The organism is Allobosea sp. CER48 (assembly GCF_044752385.1).
GTDB lineage: Bacteria > Pseudomonadota > Alphaproteobacteria > Rhizobiales > Beijerinckiaceae > Allobosea.
This window is the reverse complement of record NZ_JBIWYK010000319.1, coordinates 1-3759: the sequence shown is the minus strand read 5'-3', so window position 1 is coordinate 3759 and position 3759 is coordinate 1. Positions and strand designations below refer to the sequence as shown.

The window sequence follows — 3759 nt, the reverse complement described above, 5'->3', positions numbered from 1 at the left end:
CCTCTCGGAGATGCTCGGCCTGGCCCCGGCATGCCGCCCGGGCGATGGCCTGTTAGCCGCCGAAGGTGTTGCTCTTCGGGAAGCCCTTGGGCGGCAAGCGGCCTGCTTCCGCGCGATGGCCCAACCACTCCAGCAGATCGGCCTGCGTCACGGTCCAGGTCCGGCCGGACGTGTCGAGCCAGGTCAGGCCGTCGGCGAGGTTGAAGGTCTTGGCGTCGGAAAGGCCGCCATCCCTGTAGCGCTGCAGGCGCACGCCCTTGCCACGCCCCATCTCCGCGACTTCCGAGATCGGGAAGCAGAGCAGCTTGCGGTTCTGGCCGATGATCGCGACATGGTCGCCATCGGCTGGCACCGCCAGCATCGCGACCGTCGTGCCGTCGACATTGAGCACCTGCCGTCCCTTGCGAGTGTTGGCGACAACATCGTCGGCGGGAGCGACGAAGCCCCTGCCCTCGCTCGTCGCCATCAGCAGTTTCGTCCCGGGCCTGTAGGGGAAGGCGGAGACGATCTCGGCGGTCTCCTCCAGTTCGATCATCAGCCGGAGCGGATCGCCGAAGCCACGCCCACCCGGGAGCTTGGAGGCGTCGAGCGTGAAGACCTTGCCATTCGAAGCCAGGACCAGCACCTTCGCCGTCGTCTCGGTGAAGAAGGCGGTCTGGAGCGCGTCGTCCCCCTTGAACGAAAAGCTTGAGCGGTCCTGCACATGGCCCTTCAGCGCGCGGATCCAGCCCTTCTTCGAGATGACCACAGTGATCGGCTCGCGCTCGACCATGGCCTGGGTCAGGTCGATATCGGCGGTGTCGGGCATGTCCGCGAAATCGGTGCGGCGCTTGCCGATCGCCGTTTCCGGGCCGAAGGACTTCTTCACCTGGCGGATATCCCAGGCGATCGTCTTCCACTGTGTCGCCTCGGAGCCGAGCAGTTCCTCGATCTGCCCCTTCTCCTTGGTCAGTTCGTCGAGCTCGGTCTTGAGCTGCATCTCCTCAAGCTTGCGCAGGGCGCGCAGGCGCGTATCGAGAATGGCATTGGCCTGCACCTCTGTGAGGTCGAAGACCTTCATCAGCTCGAGCTTCGGTTCGTCCTCCTCGCGGATGATTTTGATCACCCGGTCGAGGTCGAGATAGACGATCAGCAGGCCGCGCAGGATTTCGAGCCGCTTCTCGATCTGGCCGAGACGGAAGCGCGAGCGCCTCTGCAGCACCTCGCGGCGGTGGTCCAGCCAGGCGCGCAGGGCCTCGGCAAGCCCAAGCACGCGCGGCACCAGCCCGCCGGTGAGCACGTTCATGTTCATCGGAATGCGCGCTTCGAGTTCCGAGAGCCTGAACAGCGATTCCATCATCAGGTTGGCATCGACGTTGCGGGCGCGCGGTTCGATGACGATCCGGATATCCTCGGCCGACTCGTCGCGCAGATCGGCGACGAGCGGGAGCTTCTTGTCGTTGAGAAGCTCGGCGATCTTCTCGATCAGCCGGCCCTTCGAGACCATGTAGGGAATCTCGGTGACGACGGCGAGCCAGGTCCCGCGCCCCTGATCCTCGACATGCCAGCGCGCACGGGTGCGGAAGGCGCCGCGGCCGGTGCGATAAGTCTCCGCCATCGACGCCCGGCTCTCGACAATGATGCCGCCGGTCGGGAAGTCCGGTCCGGGCACGAAGGTCATGAGCTGTTCGGAAGATGTGTCCGGATGCTGGATCAGGTAAAGCGCGGCGTCGCAGAGTTCGGCCGCGTTGTGCGGCGGAATCGAGGTCGCCATGCCCACCGCAATGCCCTGCGAGCCGTTCGCGAGCAGGTTCGGGAAGGCGGCCGGCAGGACGATCGGTTCCTCGTCCTCACCGTTGTAGGTCTCGCGGAAGTCGACCGCATCCTCGTCGATACCATCGAGGAGCAGGCGCGCGACCTCGGTCATCCGCGCTTCGGTGTAGCGATAGGCAGCGGCATTATCGCCGTCGATGTTGCCGAAATTGCCCTGTCCGTCGACGAGCGGGTAACGCTGGGCGAAATCCTGCGCGAGACGGACCAGCGCGTCATAGACCGACTGGTCGCCATGCGGGTGGAACTTACCGATGACGTCGCCGACGATGCGGGCGCACTTCTTATGGACCTGGCCCGGATCGAGCCTGAGCAGCCGCATGGCGTGGAGGATGCGGCGATGGACGGGCTTCAGTCCGTCGCGCGCATCCGGAAGGGCGCGGTGCATGATGGTGGAAAGCGCATAGGCGAGATAGCGCTCCTCGAGCGCCGATTTCAGATCGATGCGCTCGGCTTCATCCTCCGGCGGCGGATCGACCGGTTTGCCCATGCTTCGTCAGCCCTCGTTTCGTCGAAAATTCGCGCGCTCTCTATGGCACAGCGCGAATCAGCCCGCCAGAACAATGCAGGTACGCCGCCATGCGTGCAAACGCCGGCGGCAGCGTTGCGTGCTCAATCGGTGGATGAATCCGCCTCCGGCATGTTGCCGGCGGCACGCACCGCCTGCTCGACCAGCCGCAACCGCTCCGGCGGCTCCTGCAGGCCGCGCGGATCGAACAGGTGCCGGCGCAGGAAGTACCCGGTCAGCGTGAAGCCCGCCAGCAATTCGGCCGGTGAAGGCTCACGCCCCCCCTGCCCCTCGACCAGGAAGGCCGGCAGCGCCAGCAGCCGGTCGAGATAGGGCTGCGCGGCCCGCCGGCTGACCGCCTTGCCCGATTTCGGCGAGACATGGGTGAGGTCGTCGGTGGATCCGGTCGCCGCGCAGCGCGACAGATCGAGACCGAAGCCGAGCTCGGCGAGCATGGCGAGTTCGAAGCGGACGACGAGTGCCGGCGCGAAGCGCGGCTCGTCGAGATGGGCGATGAGGACGGCAAGTCCTTCATAAAGGCCGGGATGCGGATCCCGCTCCGGCAGCAGGCGCAGAAGCCCGCCAATCGTTCCCAGCCCGTAGAGCGCAATCGGCACTTCCATCAATCGGGCGGCGTGGGAGGCCAGAAGCTCGACCTTGTACTCGCCGAGATGCTCGTCGAGCCGGGCGCGCCAGACCAACGAGACATGGTTGCCGGGCTGCAATTGCGGCTGCGCCTTCGCGGAACGCCCGCCCCTGACGAGGCCGAGGTGGCGACCGTGCTCGCGCGTCATCACCTCGAGGATCACGGCGCTTTCTCCGTGAGCCTTGACGCCGATGATCGTACCCTCGTCGGTCCATTCCATGAACCGGACTTAAGCCAGTCGCGCAAAGGAAGGAAATGCGCCGCAGCGCGCTTGGCCTCCTATCAAGACCAGCGCGCTGTCGCCATCTGTCTCTCGGCGCCCGCCCAGGCGCCGCAGAAGACGACCGGTCTGTCTCACGCGACGTACTGGGCGATCCCGCCGCCGAAGGACCAATCCTCGCGCTTGACCTCCACCAGGTTGATGAAAACGTCGTCCGGCTTCAGGCCCGGCTCGCGAGCCAGGTTCTCCGCGATCGCAGCATAGAGCTTCTTCTTCTGCGTAACGCCCCGCGTATTCGCGACGGTGATCTGGATGATCACCAGCCCCGCAGTCCGATTGAAACCGAAGTAGTTGGCATCGAAGACGAACTCGTCGGCGTCATGCTGGTGGACGACGGCGAAGAGATCTTTCTCCGGCACCTCGAAAGTCTCCCGCAGCGCCTTGTAGACACCATCGATGATCGCTGCGGGCTCGGAGGCGGGGCGGCCGCGCCGCATGGAAATCCGGATCAGGGGCATGGTTCTCTCCATCAGTTGCAGCCTGGCGGCCGCCGATCGACGGGGAGAATCTAGCCTT

General features: G+C 65.5%; 3 protein-coding genes. All 3 read right to left on the bottom strand.

The features are described 5' to 3' along the window. Window positions 1-52: 52 nt before the first annotated feature. Window positions 53-2299 carry a DNA topoisomerase IV subunit A gene (parC, locus tag ACIPIA_RS12010; protein WP_400509776.1) on the bottom strand — a complete coding sequence of 749 codons (2247 nt, stop codon included), beginning with the start codon at window positions 2297-2299 and terminating at the stop codon, window positions 53-55. Between the two features lie 122 nt (window positions 2300-2421). Then, the gene (gene recO, locus ACIPIA_RS12005) at window positions 2422-3183 is read right to left on the bottom strand and encodes a DNA repair protein RecO (RefSeq protein ID WP_400509773.1); all 762 of its coding nucleotides are present in this window, start codon (window positions 3181-3183) and stop codon (window positions 2422-2424) included. 134 nt (window positions 3184-3317) lie between these two features. Next, window positions 3318-3759, bottom strand: a 442-nt coding sequence (locus tag ACIPIA_RS12000) for a tautomerase family protein (protein ID WP_400509771.1), incomplete at its 5' end; no start/stop codon positions are given.

Excerpts from the sequence above, each read along its gene's own strand:
- recO (WP_400509773.1), bottom strand. The coding sequence starts at position 3,183 with ATGGAATGGACCGACGAGGGTACGATCATCGGCGTCAAGGCTCACGGA.
- parC (WP_400509776.1), bottom strand. The coding sequence starts at position 2,299 with ATGGGCAAACCGGTCGATCCGCCGCCGGAGGATGAAGCCGAGCGCATC.